Source organism: Lactobacillus sp., from assembly GCF_051873315.1.
Classification (GTDB): domain Bacteria; phylum Bacillota; class Bacilli; order Lactobacillales; family Lactobacillaceae; genus Lactobacillus.
Genome location: NZ_JBJEES010000070.1, coordinates 1 through 14,926, shown reverse-complemented (window position 1 = coordinate 14,926; position 14,926 = coordinate 1). Strand labels below are relative to the sequence as shown.

Sequence of the window (14,926 nt, the reverse complement as noted above, 5' to 3'; positions counted from 1 at the left end):
TATTTTTTTAAGTAGTTCTCTTGTTTGAAAGTTCTTTCATCAGCTCTTGCAAAATTCAATCAGTGCTATAATTTTTATAAAAGACACGTTAATTTTTTCATGACATGAGGAAGGCACAATGGCAGACAAGCTTTATCAGTTCAGTGATCAAGAACGAGTAAGATACGAGAAAACGCCTCTGCCGCTTATCGTCCTCCAGGTCATCGATGGTGAATATCACGTTTTGCTGGTTTCCGATGACTATTGCAAGATGGTGGGTTCTGACCGGCAGTCCATGCTGGAATACCTCAACCACCACAGCTTTGGCCGGGTTCACCCGGCTGACGTTGCTCACCTGGCGACTTTTTCTGCTGCCGCCGTCAAGTACCCGGAATGCCACTTGACCTACCGCTTGTCGATCAAGGGCGAGTACCATACCCTTTTTGCCCACTCCAAGCGGATCAAGACTAGCGATGGAACTACTCTTTTGCTGGTCACCTACTTTGACCTGGGCAATGACCAAAGCCAACAAACCCGCCAGCAGCTTGAGTCTCCCGACATCGACCTCTTGACCGGCTTGCCCAACACCAGCTACTTCAGCAAGTTTGGAGATGACTTTTTAAGTAAGCTCCTGGCCCGATCCGGCCAAGTTGACGTAATCTACTTCGACATTATCTCCCTGCGTTCATACAATGACCATTTCGGCTTTCTGCAGGGCAACCAGTTTGTCAAGAAATGCGGGGAAATAATCCGAGCTTGCTTCCCTGAGGGACTGACCCTCCGCTATGTTGATGACTCTTTCTTGACCATTACGGCCCCGGTCCAGCTCAAGCGGGTACTGCCGGAGATTCAAAAGAAGACAGCCGCTTTTTCCGCTGACAAAATCACGACGCTCAGAGCGGGCGTTTACCAGGTTAAAGAGCCTGAATCAGCCACCAGCGCGGTCGACAAGGCCTACCTGGCCTTGCGCCACATGGGCGACGACCGACAGAAGGCTTACCAGATCTACAATAATTCAGTCAAGAAGCACTTTGAGCTGCAGGACTATTTGATCGGTCATTTTGAAGAAGCCCTCAGCCAGAATTGGCTGAAAGTCTACTACCAGCCGATCTTCAACCTCTATTCCCAAAAGGTTTGCAGCTTGGAAGCCGTCTCCCGCTGGCAGGAGCCAGGCAAAGCAACTTTGAAAGCCAGCCGCTTTATCTCAGTTTTGGAAAGAAGCGGCTTGGTCTACCAGCTTGATCTTCATGTCCTGGATAAGGCCTGCCGCCTGCTGAGTCAAAGGCGGGCCGACAATCTGCCTACCATTCCCATCTCGATCAACCTGTCGCCCAGCGACTTCAACCTCGACAGTTTTGTCGACCAGGTTGTCGAAATCACCCAGAAATACCAGATTCCCCATATGATGATCCAGTTTGACCTTATGGCCCAGCCGGTTTCAGCTGACCACCAACACTTAAAAACGGCCGCGGCTAATTTGCAAAAAAAGGGCTTCAAGATCTGCCTGGACCGCTATGGCGGCGAAAACAGCGACTTGTCAACTGAGACTCTGCTGGAATATAATTTCGACTATCTCAAAGTCGACGTCCGCAGCTTCACCAGCAACCGGCAAAGGGCCAAGATCATCCTGGCTTCGATCATCAACATGTCCCGCTTGCTCAAGATCGTCCCCATCGTCAAGGGCGTTGAAGACAAGGGCATGCTCAACTTTATCCGTTCTTTTGGCGTCATGCTGACGCAAGGCCGGCTCTTAGCTAAAGAACTGCCAGAAGAAGAGATTGGGAAAAGCAAGCTGGAATTTGAAAACGTCGAAGAACGGGCTCTCTTTACCGGCTTAAGCCATATTAACGTCCTTGATCCCTACCTGGAGACCAAAAGTAGACTGGACAATAATTTTGAAAATCCCCACCCTAACTCCATCTTCATCGTCCAGAATCAGCAGGCTAATCTTGTCTACAGTAACAGCGCTTTCCGCTCCTGGACCGAGCACTTGGGCTACGCGGACTTAGATTCATTCATCAGAACCTGCAACAGCGCGGCTACCGGCAACTACAGCCGCTTCTGGACCGGTGTTGATCAATGCCGACAGGTCAATGAAATTGCCCAGTTTGACTGGATCACTGACCAAGAACAGTTCAAGATCCGCCTGCAGCTGATTTCCAAAACCGACAACCTGGCCGCTTTTCTCACAGATGGCTACAAGGTCAAGAACCGGACTCCGCAGCAAGTCTACCAGAACTGGATCGGGCAAAACGGAGACCTGGATTCTGAAAAGATCCGCCTGGCCCTGCTGGAAAGCAGCAATGTTGGCTTCTTCTGGAAAAACCGGCGGCTGGAATATTTAGGCGCCAACCAACGTTTTTTGGACTATCTCGGCTTAAATCTCAAAGACATCCTCCACAAAAAGAGCAGCGGAAGATGGAACAAGGAGCTACTGGACTACCAAAAGCGGGAAAGCCAACTGTTAAAAGACGGAATGGCCTTGGATGACTACTTGACTCTCAATGTCAATGGCAATCGCCGAACCTTCCACTACTACCTCTCGCCTGTCTACGAAGGAGACGCGGTCAGCGGCCTGCTTGGCTTTACCGTTGACGTTACCAGCCGAATGGACGAACTGGCTGCCTTACAGATTGAAGCCGCCCGCGATCCTTTGACCACTTTGAAGAACCGGCGCAGCTTTGACCGGGACTTCGGCTATTTGACTCAAAAAGACATCGTGGTCATGATGATCGACATCGACTACTTCAAGACTTTTAACGATAAATTCGGCCACCTTTACGGGGACGCCGTCTTGCAGAAGATCTCCGAAACTCTCCTGCACGTCTATGGGATCGGCCACTGCTACCGCTATGGGGGCGATGAATTCTTGATCATCGAGGACTTTGAGTCCCAGCAGCTCTTGCGAGAGGATGATCAAAAAGTGCGCAAGCTCTTGGAGCAGGTCAAAATTTTGGATTTAAAATTCGACATTCATATTTCTGCCGGCTACGTCTACGGCCAGGCCCAGACGGCAGACGAAGTAGACAAGATGATCCAGGAAGCCGACCAAATGCTTTACAAGAGCAAGGAAAGCGGCCGCAACCAGATTAATGGCGGACCGTCTATCTACAATTAGTGCTTAGTGCTTTTATTTAGCTTAATGAACATTAAAAATCCACCCTCGCGGGTGGATTTTTTCGTTCTTTCTTCTTTTACTTTTTGTTCTGTTCTATATTTGGCAATTTTTACCGCAGCCGGTGCTGGAACTGCTTTTCAATGCCGGCCTTAAAGACCAGGCTGTAGCCCAAGGTCGCCCCAACGGCTGCCTGCAGGCATTCAAAGGGAAACTTGACCAAAGAAATTGCCGGAGTGGCGTAGACGAAGGCCCGGCCCAGGGTGTAGCCAGTCACCATCACAGCCGCGCCTAAAAGAACACCCAAGATGACTTTCTTTTGCTCGCCGGCAAACTTATGGGCGAAGTAAGAGATGATCAAGGCTTCAAAGCCGTGAGAGAAGAGGCTGACAAACATGGGCGCCGGGTAGAAAAGGAAGTCGCCCAGGAAGGCCCCCACCCCGCCAACTACAAAGGCTTCTGACGGCGAAAGCAACAGGGCTGCCGCCACGATGACCACGTCATTGAAGTAGAGGTGGCCACCCGGGACAGGGATACTGAATGAAGACAAAGCAACGTTCATCGCCATCAAAACGGCGACGACGGCGGTTCTTTTGACTGACCATGATTTTTGCATGTTTTTTCCTCCATCTTATTCGTTTAGTGACTATGTTTACTATTCTATCACTTTTTCAGATTTATTTAAGCTTGTTCCTTACAAAAAATAAGAAAAAATGTGAGCAAACAAAAGGAATTAATAATGTTGGGAAAGAAAAAGGCCAAGCGGAGGATAGCTTGGCCTTTTCGGATTTATGACTGATAATTCTTGATTTTAATGGCAGAAATAGCTTATGTTACAGGATTGGCTTTCTTCTCATGGCCACGGTCTTGATGTTCAAGAGATCCTTGGCAGTGATGTTGTGGGAAACTGAGTTGGCCCCGTATGAACCGGTCCCCAGGGTCAAGGATGGCATCATGTTGTTGTAGACCCCGCCGATCCCGCCGAGAGCAGCCGGGCTGTTGACCAGGATACGGCAGGCAGACATGGCGAAGGCAAACTTGCGGATGACCTTGCTGTTTTGGGTGTGGATGCCGGCAGTGTGGCCCCGGCCGCCGTAGTTCAAGAGGTCGGTGCAGATCTTGAAGGCTTGGGCACTGTTTTCCGCCTTGTAGAGGGTGAAGACCGGGGACAGCTTTTCAGCTGACAATGGGTACTTCGGGCCAACGCCCTTGTATTCAGCCACGATGACTTGGGTGTCAGCCGGCACGGTCACCCCGCACATTTCAGCAATCTTAACCGCGCTCTTGCCGGCCATCGGGCCTGCTACCGTCCCCCGGCGCGGGTCGATGAAGTGTTCTTCAAAGAGCTTGATTTCGTCAGGCTTTAAGAAGTAGCAGTGGCGCTTTAAGAAGGCTTCCTTGACTTGGTCATAGATCTCCTTGTCAACAACGACGGAGTTTTCTGAGGCACAGATCATCCCGTTGTCAAAAGTCTTGGACAAGACGATATCGTTTACTGACTGTTCGATGTCAGCCGTCTTTTCGATGTAGGACGGGCCATTGCCTGGGCCCACGCCCAAGGCTGGCTTACCGGTTGAGTAGGCTGCCTTGACCATGCCCGGGCCACCAGTTGCCAGGACCATCTGCACCTTTGGGTTGTTCATGAGGGCAGTCGTGGCCGTGAGGCTTGGGTGTTCAATCCATTGGATCCAGTTTTCCGGTGCCCCGGCAGCTACCGTGGCTTCCTTGATCAGCTTGGCCGTTTCCACGCAGCACTTTTGGGCTTGCGGGTGGAAGCCAAAGATGATGGTGTTCTTGCTCTTCATGGCGATCATGGCCTTGAAGATAACCGTGGAAGTCGGGTTGGTGACTGGCGTTACCCCGGCGATGACCCCGATCGGTTCAGCAATCTTCATCAAGCCTTCTGCCTTGTCTTCTTCGATCACTCCGACCGTCTTCATGTCCTTCATGCTTTCCCAGATGGTTTGGGAAGCGTAGGTGTTCTTGGTCACCTTGTCTTCAACCTTGCCCCGGCCAGTTTCGTCAACTGCCATTTGGGCCAGGCGGCGGGCATTGTCTTCGCCAACTTTTTCAATGACTTGGCAAAGCTTGTCCACGTCTTCCTGGCTGAAGTCGTCCATTTGGGCCAAGGCTTCATGTGATTTATCAACCAAAATATCAACATTGTGGTAGATTTCGTCTTCAGTTTCAACTGCTTTTTCCACGTTAACAGCGCTTTGCTTAAGCATTTTATCGTCTCCTGCTTCTCGTTTATTTCTTGTGATATATTTATCAATTACTACTATAACAGCATTTTAAAAAAAGAAAAGAGGGTAAAATCCCTCTTTTTTAATGACACAAGAAGTTGATTTTCCCCTATATTTTGCCTTATTAACGATGTAAGCGGTACCTGTCTTTTGATTTTGTGAATAAATTATTTTATTCTCCTTTTCCACTTTTGCAAAAGATAGCGATTTCTGTCACAAAAGTTAAAAGGCGTTTTTTCACCATTTTTAACAGTATTTCTATAATTTGGATGCCTGCATTATCCTTTTTTCACTTAAAAAGGACAGGTAAAAGTCTCTTTACCTTTTCTTAGTTCAGTAATTTTTTCACTTAATCCTATAATTTAGCAGCTTTTTGGCAAAAGAAGAGAGAAGAAGAGAGAAGAAGAGAGAAGAGAAGAGAGAAGAGAAGAGAGAAGAAGAGAGAAGAAGAGAAATAGAGAAATAGAAAATAAATAGGACTCAAATGAGTCCTAAAATTCTCTGCTACTTAAATGGGTTGTAAAAACGTCCCTGGTTCAGGTGCCAGAAGTAAAGCATCAAGAGAACCAGCAAAACCGCCACTCCCAAGCTCAGCCAGTCGCTGGCTTTGAGCTTTTGGGAAGTATACCAGGTCCGCTTCTTTTTGGACCCGAACCGGCGCAGCTCCATGGCCGTGGAAATCACCGTGATCCGGTCTAAACTGGACAGGATCAAAGGCATGACGATGTTGACCGTCCCCTTGGCCCGGTCGGCCAGCTTGGCCTTCTTGGAAATCTCATTGCCCCGGGCCTGCTGGGCATGGGAGATCGCCCAGTAGCTTTCCTGGATGTCTGGAATATAGCGCAGGGCCAGGGAAAAGGCGTAAGAGAAACGGTAGCTGATCCCGATCTGGTTCAGACTGGAAGCAAACTGGCTGGGATTGGTCGTCAGCAGGAACAAGATCGCGATCGGTACGGCGCAGATATACTTGAGCATCAGGTTGAAGAGATAAAAAGTTTCCTCAGCCGTTAAAGCAAAAAAGCCGCTGCCCAGCAAGACGTGCTTGCTGCCGTAAAGGTCAGCCCCGTAGCTGGGCTGGAAGACGTAAACCAAAACTAAATTCAAGACCGCGAAAATCATGATCAAGTTGACCACGACTGACACCTGACGCCACTTGACCTGGGAAACTTTGAACAAGGCCAAAGACAGGATGCACACGATTAGCAAAAAGCGGGTGTCATAAGTCACCATGCAGGCCACCGAAGTAATAATCAAGAATAAAAGCTTGGTGGTCGCGCTCAAGCGGTGGACAAAGGTCTTCCCTGGCGTGTAGCCTAAAACAGCATCATTCATTTCTGTCTTCCCCCAATCTTTCCCGTTCATAAGCCGCGAACTTGCGGGCAAAGCCTTCTGGATCCGGCAGGCCGTAGTGCTGGGCCAGGTCAAAGAGGCTGACCTGGCGGAGGCTGGCCTCTTGGACCAGCTTTTCATCAGTCAGAAGATCAACCGGCGTGGTGTCGGCAATCAAGCGTCCCTTGGCAAAAACAAGTGACCGGTCAGTGTATTCCATCATCAAGTGCATATCGTGGGTGATGATCATGATCGTCTTGCCGGCTTCATTCAATTCCTTCAAGAAGGACATGATTTCCGTGTAGGTCTTCCAGTCCTGGCCAGCCGTCGGCTCATCCAAGATCAAGAGGTCCGGTTCCAGAACCAAAATAGCGGCAATCGTCACCCGCTTCTTTTGCCCAAAGCTGAGGGCGGAAACCGGCCAGTTTCTGAATGGGTAGAGGCCGCAAATCTTGAGCACCTTGGCCACTCTTTCCTTGACCTCGTCTTCTGGCACTTTCCGCAAGCGCAGACCCAGGGCCACTTCATCAAAGATCATGGTCTGGCTGATCATCTGGTTGGGATCCTGCATCACGTAGCCAATCTTGTCCGCCCGCTCCTTGATTGACAAGCCGGCCATGTCCTCGCCTTTCCAGGCAATCTCGCCCGTGTTTTGCAAAAAGCCGCAGATCAAGCGGCAAAGAGTGGTCTTCCCCGCCCCGTTTTGCCCAACGATGGAGACAAAGTCCCCCTCCTTGATGACGGCATTAACGTCTTTTAAGGGATACTTTTGTTCTGGACTGTAGGCAAAGCCGACATTCTTCAAGGTCAAGAGCTCTTTGCCAGCTGCCTTTTCTGCCGGCAACTGGTAGCTGTTTTGCCAGGCCAAAAGCTTATCTTTGGCATCCCCATCAACCGGCAAAGCAGTCAGCGGAGTCAGCTTCTCGATCTTATTCAAATCAATCCCGGCCGTCTTCATGGCGTCCAAGTACAGGGGATTTCTGACCCCAACAGCTTCTAAGCGGTCAGCCTTGAGCAGGTCATCTGGCTTCTGGTCAGCTAAAATCCGGCCATCATCAACTAAGACGATCCGGTCTACTTCCTCAGCCAAGACTTCTTCCAGGCGGTGCTCAATAATGATGACCGTAGCCCCGAACTTCTTCTGCATCTGGTCGATGAGGCGCATGGTCTTGTAACCCGATGCTGGGTCCAAATTGGCCAAGGGTTCGTCAAAGAGCAGGATCGGCGATTCGTCGACTAAGACCCCAGCCAGGGCCACCCGCTGCTTTTGCCCGCCCGACAGGCTTTGCGGAGACTGCTTGAGCAAGTCGCCCAGATCCAGCTCCTTGGCCCAGCGGTCCACCACCTGCTTCATTTTGTCCTGGGGCACGCAGTCGTTTTCCAGGGAAAAGGCAATGTCTTCCCCGACCGTCAAACCGATAAACTGGGCGTCAGTGTCCTGGAGAATGGTTGAAGTGGTAAAAGATAAGTCAAACAGGCCAGTCTGACTGATGTCCTTGCCATCAATCAAACACTGGCCTGTGATCGTCCCTTTATCCAGGTTGGGAATCAATCCATTCAAGCACTTGCCCAGGGTTGACTTGCCAGACCCTGAGGGCCCGGCCAGCAATACTTTTTCCCCCTTCTCAATCGTCAAATTGATGTCGCGGAGGGTTGGCTCCTGCTGGCTGTCGTACTGAAAAGAAAAATCTCTAAACTGAATCAGACTTGTCATATATTAATTCCTTAATCCTTGTGCAAACTGCCCTTCTTGACCCGGCTGCCGGCGTAAAGCTTAAGCAGGATGGTGCCTAAAACCGCGATGGTCAAGCCATCCATCAAGGTGGTCAAGCCGGCCTGGGCAAAGACCTTGGCAGCTGGTTCGCTGTTCAAGACCATGTCACCCACGGCCCCCAAGAGGAACCAAACGATAGCGTTGGCCGCAACCTGCACGACGTTGAAGATGACCATTTCCTTGGTGCTGAATTCACCTTGGTCAAGGTTAACGCGCAAAGCGTAGAGGCCAATCAAGAAGCCCAAAAAGCCTGCCGCGAAGTTCCAGTTCCACCAAGTCTGCCCGTACATGATGAGGTCCAAAAGCACGTGGCCGATAAAACCGACCCCGAAGCCGACCGTTGGCCCGTAAATCATGGCAATCATGGCCAGGAAGGCGTAAACCAGTTCAAAGTTGGTGTTTGGCAAGCCGCTTGGGATTGAGGCAAAACGGCCGACAATCACGAAAACGGCTGATCCGATCCCCAAGGCAGCAATATTCTTAGGGCTTAACTTCCACATATCCTTATTCATAAAAATTCTCTCCAATTCCTATTTTTTACTTGTTGACCTTGCTGATCTTGACCTGCCAGTCGGTCCCGGTACCGATGTGGTGAACAGCGGCAAAGGATTCCTGGTTGAGGGCAATCCCGATGTTGACCAGGGAGTTGATGTAAACCAGCGGCTGGCCTAGGTTGACTTCCGCGAATGACCGGACAAATGGGATGTGCTCCTGGTAGACGGCCACGTTCTGGTGCAAGATGGTAACCAAAAGACTATCGCCCCGGTCGATAGACAGCTTTTTAACCATTTCCAGAGGAATGTTGGTCCACAGGGAACCAAAGCGGACGTCCAAAACGTCGATAGTACCGACGGCCGTGTCGCCTTGCAGGCGGGGTTCAATCACCGGCAGAGTCACCAGACTGTCGACTGGAGTTTCTTCGCCCAATTCTTCAAAAGCCACCTGCCCGCTGGCCAGCATAGCCCCGTTATAAGCATAGACATCCCGGCCATGGAAGGTGTTGCTTTCCTGGGAATGCGGCAAGCGGTTCTTGTTTTCATCAATCACCCGGACAGCTTCCACCCCTTCATACTTGTAAATATGAGTCAAAGTCCCATTGTCTGGGGTAATGACATAGTGGCCGGACTTGGTCTTGACGGCGATTGACCGGCGAGCAGAGCCAACGCCTGGGTCAACGACAGAAACGAAGACCGTATCTGCTGGCCAGTACTTGATGGTTTGGTAAAGCCGGTAAGAGGCGTTCCAAATGTCGTAAGGGGGAATTTCATGGGTCAAGTCAGAGACATTGATGTCACTGGCGACCGTGTGAGCCACGCCATGCATGGCGCTGACCGCCCCATCTACTAAACCAAAGTCTGTCTGCAGGACCAACATTTTATTATATGCCATCCAATTTCCGCCTTTCAATCGTTTTTTAATTTTTAATATCTATTTAAGATACTCTCTTTGCCAGGCTATGTCAAGAAAAGCATTCGGATTTCACAAAATTGTCCAGCTTTCCAGCCTTGTTTTCGCTTACTTTTTACCATAAAAGCTAACATTATCAACAAAAAACAGCCATGACTGGCGTCATGACTGTACAATCTGTTCAATGATTTTTACTTTCCGGCCTGCTTGTCCTTCCGCCGCTGGTGGAAGTAACAGAAGCCACCGAAGAAGATGACCCAGGCTGTGGCCAGGCTGGCACCGAAGACATCTTCTTTGACGAAGAAGAGGCTGAAGAAGATGACCAGGAAGAAGGCAATCGTCAAGGGACTGGTAACCTGGTAAAAAGGCATCTTGAAGCCGTCCGGCAAAAAGTCGCTGGACTTGCGGTACTTACGGTGAGCCAGCAGGGCCAGGACGTAAACCAGGATGAAGATGTCACTGGTTGCCCCGGCGACCATGCTGAAGGCTTCAATCGCCGTGTTTGAGAAGCTGAGGATCGGCGCGATCAAAGAGAACAGAACCGAGATCATGATTCCCTTTGCCGGTACTCCATTCGGGGAGATTTTGGCAAAATGCTTCTTCAGCCAGCTGCCCCGGTGGGCTTCTTCTGCCAATTGGAAGAAGTGTCGGCCAGCTGAGAAGATGGTTGAGTTCAAGGCTGAGGCCGCGCTAGTCAGAACCACGAAGTTCAAAACTGAAGCTGCCGTGGTGAAGCCAGCCAGCTGGAAGACCTGGACGAACGGACTGCTTGAGGCAGACACTGACCGCCAAGGGACCACGCACATGATCACGGTTAAAGTACCGATGTAGAAGATCAAGATTCTCAAAAGGGTCTCGTTGACTGCCTTCTTGATCACCCGGTGCGGGTCCGCGGCTTCCCCGATCGTAATGGTCACGAATTCAATCCCCGCAAAGGAGAAGAAGACCATCGGGAAGGCCGTAAAGAAGGCATAAGTGCCATTTGGCGCCAGCTTGAAGTTCTTGGTCAAGTTGCTTAAAGAAGCATAGCCAACTGGCGTTTTTGCGTGGACCGCCACCAGGAAGATCCCGGTCAAGATCATGGAAATAATAGCGATGATCTTGATCATGGCAAACCAGAATTCAGTTTCCCCAAAGAGGCGGGCTGCCGTTAAGTTCAGCAGGGTCAAGGCTCCTAAAAAGATAAGCTCAACCAGCCAAAGCGGCGCGTGCGGGAACCAGTACTGGAAGTAAGTCCCGACTGCTGTCAGTTCAGCCATGCAGGCAAAGAGCAGGCCGATCCAGTAGGACCAGCCGGCAAAGTTGCCCGCCGCTGGCCCCAGGTATTTAGTAATAAATGAAACGAAGGTATGGTGGTTGGGGTCTGAGTAAAACATTTCTCCCAATGCCCGCAGCATGAAGAAGAAGAAGACACCCATAAAAGCATAAATCAAAATGACTGACGGCCCGGTGGCAGAGATCGTGCTGCCGGCCCCCAAGAAGAGACCAGTCCCGATCGTGCCCCCGATGGCAATCATCTGTACGTGCCGGTTCGATAAAGACCGGACCGTTCCGTCCGCGTTTTCGTGTTCTTTCGCCATCTGTCCTCCTAAATAATTAAAATAATATTAGTGCATAATTGTTTTAATGATAGAACAAATAGCTGAAAAAGTAAAGTTTTTAAGTTAAATTGGCTTGATTTTCGGCTTAGTAATCTTCGTTAATATAGTAGTCCAAGTCCCCCAACTGAGAATTCTTTAACGGCGTTTCGTCATATAGCTTGTTTTTCTTCAAGAAAGCAATCGTGTGGCTGTAGTTGGCGTAAACCGGGTATTCAACCGTAGCACTATCTGACTTTGTCGCTGCCCAGTCGATCTTGATCCTACCGACTGGTTTCTGCCGGCTGGCCAGCTTGTAATCCCATTTGGCCAAGTCTTGCTTGTAAGCCTTGCGGAATTCGCTGTAAAGCTTGCCGTCTTCCAGCTTAACCGTCTTCTTGCCGCTCTTATAGGCAATGGATACGGTGCCCAGCTTGTCCATGATCATCTGGTCATGGTAGATCTGGAAGTAGCCCCGCTTGTAAGCCTTTGTTTTACTGATCTGCTCGAAGTATTTATCCAGATCCTCTTCCCGCATATTATAAACTCTGGTTTTAACCTGGCCATTCTTCATTCTGAACAAGAAGCGCAGCTGGATTATCGTTGCTTGATCGTGATCCGTCTTCTGGCTTTGCTTGCTGCCGGCTTTAGCAAGTTGCAAGAGCTCGTTTGAAGACGGCAAATACATGTACTTGGCCGCGTATTCATTTGCGCTAGTACTATCGGCAGACTGGCCAATATAGTAGGCGCTAAAAGCTCGGTCATCCGGAGCAATTGCTACGCTGGCCACTTGATCACTTGCAGGCAACCAGTTGTCGAACTGTTTACCTCCCCAGTGCATACCGACAAAAATTGCCAAGCCAGCCGCGGTCAACAGCAATCCCTGGCCAAAGTGGTTCTTCCATGCGGCCAGATCAAACTTGAAGATAACTTCCATGATGCTTGCGGTCAGCAAGCCAATGATAACAGCACCCAAGATTCCGCAAACAAATTTGTTTCCAGAAATCAAGTAGCCTAAAATCCCGCCAAAGGCTGCGAAGAAGATAACCAAGATAATTTTTACTGCCTGCTCAATCCAAGCAAAGGTAACAGCTCTGCCAGCTTTTTCATTGGCTCGCTTCTGGTAGGCCCAGTATGCCAGACCCAGGTAAAGAACAGTCCAAAGCAGGTTTAAGCCTATCCCAAGCCAGTGATTGCTGTTAAAGGCCTGCGACCAAGGATTGGTGTATGGTTGCCAGCCATAGTCATCAGTACCAGCAGTATGAGCAATGGAGCTAAAGAAAGTCGAATACAGAAAGAGCACACCCAGTTCAAAGCAGGAGAAAAAGATCGTGGCTAAGCCAGCCACAAAAGTATTCCCCGTGACCATCATGCTCAAAACGGCAATCCCGTACCAGGCTGAAAAGGTCAGTAAATTATTCAAACAGCTCTGCCATACTCCAGCACTGGTCATCACGTTGGCCCCAGCGGCCATGCAAATCGTCAGACCGACCAAGAAAAAGGCAAGGTAAATAACGCTGAAAGTAAGCAGGCTGTTAACCGTGATTCCGATATACCGGGTCTTGCGACTGATGGGTTGACTTTCATAGAAGTCTACTTGCCGCGGTACATGCAAATAGCGAAAGGCTTCAAAGCCGAAGTAGACGCCGAAAAGTCCTGTGATAATCGGCGTTACAGAATTTCGGTAATTGAAGTAGTATCTAACCGCACTCTGCAGGCTTTCATATGGTTCTTCACCACTAATCAAGAGAAGCATGGTCCCAACGATGTAGAACATGGCCATGACCAAAACAGTCAAGGCTACGGGAACCTTCCGATGCCGCAGGATTTCTTTTTGCGGCAGAGCATGTTTATTTAAGGATGAGTTTGCGCGTGTCATAGCCAACTGCCTCCGCTTCTGCAATAAAGATTTCTTCCAAGGTCAACGGCAGGATTTCGAAGAAGGTCATCGGCACATGGTCAAAGACTGCTTCGACTTCACTCCGGCTCCCCCGCACTACCAAAGTGTGCAGGCGGCCCCGGCTGCTGTGGTCAACCACCTTCAGCTTGCCCAGGACTTCCTCCATGTCCCGGTCGTCCTTAAAGACGCACTGCAATTTCTGGATTTCCAGCTTCATATCGGCCAGGTCTTCTGATAAAAGCAGACCGCCGCTGTGCAGGAAACCGATGTGGTCACAAATATCTTCCAATTCCCGCAAGTTGTGAGAGGCAATGATCGGGGTTAATTGCCGCCGGTCCATGTCTTCGGCAAACAGACTCTTCATGCTCTGCCGCATAACCGGGTCTAAGCCGTCAAAAACCTCGTCTAAGAGCAGGTACTTAGTGTTAGCACATAATCCTAACAGGATAGCTAATTGCCGCTTCATGCCCTTAGAATAGTCGTGTATGCGGCGCTCAGGCTCTAAGCGGAAGTCGGCCAGCAAGCTGGCAAAACGCTCTTGGTCAAAGTCCTGGTAAACTGCCGCGTAGTCCTTAGCCATAGACTCAGCCGTGGCATTTGGAAAGAAGTAGGGGTCATCTGGAATAAAGCAAAACTTTTCCTTAGCAGCCGGATTGTCATAAACTGGCAGGCCATCAATAGTGATGTGGCCAGAAGTTGGCCGCAAGATGCCAGCGATCATCCGCAAGAGAGTACTCTTGCCGGCCCCGTTGGTCCCGATCAAACCAAAGACCCGGTCTTCTTCAATGGTCAGGTTAAGGTTCTTGATGGCCTCAGTCTGCCCATAATCCTTGTTTAAAGCATCAATCTCGATCATCTTCTGCCGCCTCCTCCATGGCTTCAGCAAACAATTCTTGTGGATCCAGCCCCACAGCTTGAATCTCCTTAATTAAATCAATCATTTTCCCTTTCAGCTCTTCTTTTTGCTTGCTCTTCAGCGTTTCATTAGCCCGGACGAAATTTCCCCGGCCCTTGACGCTGTATACGTATCCCTCCCGTTCCAGCGCGGCGTATGCCTTCTGCACTGTATTAGGGTTAGTCGACAATTCCATGGCCAGCTTCCGCACCGATGGCAGCTGCTCGTCCGGCAACATGACTCCAGTCAGAATCAGCTGCTTGTATCTGTCCGCGATCTGCTGGTAAATCGGCCGGCTGTCCAAATAGTCAATAAAGTCCACTAGCTCGCTCCTTTCTAGCTGTCTCTACTGTACTATTTATTCTAGTACACTAAAGACGAATTGACAAGCAATTGTCAAAAAGAAAACAGATTGTTTCTAAAGTAAAATAATCGGCCGAGGAAATTTAGAAAGAAAAGAATAATAACAGAAAGAAAAAATATACGAAAACAAAAAAAGAAGCAGGTATCTACCTGCTTCTCAGTGACGGTCCATGCGGGATTTGAACCCGCGATCTCCTCCGTGACAGGGAGGCGAGATAGACCACTGCTCCAATGGACCAAATATTCTGTTCTGCCTTCCGGCAATGACCCGTACGGGATTTGAACCCATGTTACCGCCGTGAAAGGGCGGTGTCTTAACCACTTGACCAACGGGCCAGATG

Annotated in this window: 10 protein-coding genes, 2 tRNA genes and 1 pseudogene; 1 reads left to right on the top strand and 12 read right to left on the bottom strand. The window is 49.8% G+C overall.

All coding sequences use genetic code 11. The annotated features are described in order from the left end of the window. Positions 1 to 118 precede the first annotated feature (118 nt). Positions 119 to 3,097, top strand: a complete 2,979-nt coding sequence (locus ACI32D_RS04575) for an EAL domain-containing protein (protein ID WP_439775452.1) — start codon at positions 119 to 121, stop codon at positions 3,095 to 3,097. A 109-nt stretch (positions 3,098 to 3,206) separates the two neighbouring features. Here the strand turns inward: ACI32D_RS04575 and ACI32D_RS04570 are convergent, their stop codons facing one another. The 12 genes and pseudogenes from ACI32D_RS04570 to ACI32D_RS04515 all read right to left on the bottom strand — a co-directional run bounded on the left by ACI32D_RS04570 (position 3,207) and on the right by ACI32D_RS04515 (position 14,921). Then, positions 3,207 to 3,710 carry an ECF transporter S component gene (locus ACI32D_RS04570; RefSeq protein WP_439775451.1) on the bottom strand — a complete coding sequence of 168 codons (504 nt, stop codon included), beginning with the start codon at positions 3,708 to 3,710 and terminating at the stop codon, positions 3,207 to 3,209. A gap of 232 nt (positions 3,711 to 3,942) precedes the next feature. Next, positions 3,943 to 5,322, bottom strand: a pseudogene (locus ACI32D_RS04565) (aldehyde dehydrogenase family protein); the annotation flags it as partial. A gap of 522 nt (positions 5,323 to 5,844) precedes the next feature. Further along, the gene (locus ACI32D_RS04560; RefSeq protein ID WP_439775450.1) at positions 5,845 to 6,672 is read right to left on the bottom strand and encodes an energy-coupling factor transporter transmembrane component T family protein; all 828 of its coding nucleotides are present in this window, start codon (positions 6,670 to 6,672) and stop codon (positions 5,845 to 5,847) included. After that, complete coding sequence (locus ACI32D_RS04555; protein WP_439775449.1) at positions 6,665 to 8,383, bottom strand: ABC transporter ATP-binding protein; 1,719 nt, start codon at positions 8,381 to 8,383, stop codon at positions 6,665 to 6,667. The genes ACI32D_RS04560 and ACI32D_RS04555 overlap by 8 nt, the downstream gene beginning before the upstream one ends. Before the next feature lie 11 nt (positions 8,384 to 8,394). Then, on the bottom strand, positions 8,395 to 8,955 hold the full coding sequence (locus ACI32D_RS04550) for an ECF-type riboflavin transporter substrate-binding protein (protein WP_439775448.1): 561 nt from the start codon (positions 8,953 to 8,955) through the stop codon (positions 8,395 to 8,397). 25 nt (positions 8,956 to 8,980) lie between these two features. Then, positions 8,981 to 9,832 carry an SAM hydrolase/SAM-dependent halogenase family protein gene (locus ACI32D_RS04545; RefSeq protein WP_439775447.1) on the bottom strand — a complete coding sequence of 284 codons (852 nt, stop codon included), beginning with the start codon at positions 9,830 to 9,832 and terminating at the stop codon, positions 8,981 to 8,983. 209 nt (positions 9,833 to 10,041) lie between these two features. Beyond that, the gene (locus ACI32D_RS04540; protein WP_439775446.1) at positions 10,042 to 11,430 is read right to left on the bottom strand and encodes an amino acid permease; all 1,389 of its coding nucleotides are present in this window, start codon (positions 11,428 to 11,430) and stop codon (positions 10,042 to 10,044) included. 106 nt (positions 11,431 to 11,536) lie between these two features. After that, a complete protein-coding gene (locus ACI32D_RS04535; RefSeq protein ID WP_439775445.1) occupies positions 11,537 to 13,306 on the bottom strand; it encodes a DUF6449 domain-containing protein in 1,770 nt (589 codons plus the stop codon). After that, on the bottom strand, positions 13,278 to 14,183 hold the full coding sequence (locus ACI32D_RS04530; RefSeq protein WP_439775444.1) for an ABC transporter ATP-binding protein: 906 nt from the start codon (positions 14,181 to 14,183) through the stop codon (positions 13,278 to 13,280). Before ACI32D_RS04530 ends, ACI32D_RS04535 begins: the two co-directional genes overlap by 29 nt. After that, the gene (locus ACI32D_RS04525) at positions 14,170 to 14,544 is read right to left on the bottom strand and encodes a GntR family transcriptional regulator (RefSeq protein ID WP_003611829.1); all 375 of its coding nucleotides are present in this window, start codon (positions 14,542 to 14,544) and stop codon (positions 14,170 to 14,172) included. The genes ACI32D_RS04530 and ACI32D_RS04525 overlap by 14 nt, the downstream gene beginning before the upstream one ends. A 205-nt stretch (positions 14,545 to 14,749) precedes the next feature. After that, positions 14,750 to 14,823 (bottom strand) — tRNA-Asp (locus tag ACI32D_RS04520). Between the two features lie 26 nt (positions 14,824 to 14,849). Then, positions 14,850 to 14,921, bottom strand: a tRNA-Glu gene (locus tag ACI32D_RS04515). Positions 14,922 to 14,926: the final 5 nt, after the last annotated feature.

Bases quoted from the DNA above. Each gene is read 5' to 3' on its own strand.
- ACI32D_RS04535 (WP_439775445.1), bottom strand. From the start codon at position 13,306: ATGACACGCGCAAACTCATCCTTAAATAAACATGCTCTGCCGCAAAAA.
- ACI32D_RS04560 (WP_439775450.1), bottom strand. From the start codon at position 6,672: ATGAATGATGCTGTTTTAGGCTACACGCCAGGGAAGACCTTTGTCCAC.
- ACI32D_RS04575 (WP_439775452.1), top strand. From the start codon at position 119: ATGGCAGACAAGCTTTATCAGTTCAGTGATCAAGAACGAGTAAGATAC.
- ACI32D_RS04545 (WP_439775447.1), bottom strand. From the start codon at position 9,832: ATGGCATATAATAAAATGTTGGTCCTGCAGACAGACTTTGGTTTAGTA.
- ACI32D_RS04530 (WP_439775444.1), bottom strand. From the start codon at position 14,183: ATGATCGAGATTGATGCTTTAAACAAGGATTATGGGCAGACTGAGGCC.
- ACI32D_RS04550 (WP_439775448.1), bottom strand. From the start codon at position 8,955: ATGAATAAGGATATGTGGAAGTTAAGCCCTAAGAATATTGCTGCCTTG.
- ACI32D_RS04540 (WP_439775446.1), bottom strand. From the start codon at position 11,430: ATGGCGAAAGAACACGAAAACGCGGACGGAACGGTCCGGTCTTTATCG.
- ACI32D_RS04555 (WP_439775449.1), bottom strand. From the start codon at position 8,383: ATGACAAGTCTGATTCAGTTTAGAGATTTTTCTTTTCAGTACGACAGC.
- ACI32D_RS04570 (WP_439775451.1), bottom strand. From the start codon at position 3,710: ATGCAAAAATCATGGTCAGTCAAAAGAACCGCCGTCGTCGCCGTTTTG.